We start from the raw sequence: 359 nt of genomic DNA, 5'->3' as shown, positions 1-359 counted from the left end.
AGGAACACGCATAACCTTGGCATTAGGCAATGATATTTTAGTTGCAAGTTATACGGCAGATACAAGAATAAGCGTTCCTCCTCTTTCGGTGGGCAAAGATTATTATGTTTATTTGGTTTCTGATGGAGGACAGTCTCATAAACTTGTTTTATCAGAAAACTCTACGTATCCAAGGGATTACACAGTGAGTAATTCACGAAAGATAGGAGGGTTTCATACGCTCTGTGCGGATGTTGGTACGATTTCCGGTCACCCATTGTCTGGTTATAGAGCAGGGGATATTTTACCCAATTCAGTTTGGTGTCTCAATCACCGCCCGCATAGTTCACCAGAAGGAATGGTTTATGACCCCTCTACAG

1 pseudogene is annotated in these 359 nt (G+C 42.3%); it reads left to right on the top strand.

From position 1 onward, the window contains the following. Window positions 1–359: pseudogene (locus ACFILY_RS09465) on the top strand (hypothetical protein); the annotation flags it as partial.

This window comes from Bartonella sp. CL25QHWL, assembly GCF_042195335.1.
Lineage (GTDB): Bacteria > Pseudomonadota > Alphaproteobacteria > Rhizobiales > Rhizobiaceae > Bartonella.
The sequence above is the reverse complement of the archived record's forward strand: the minus strand, read 5'-3'. Positions and strand labels throughout refer to the sequence as shown.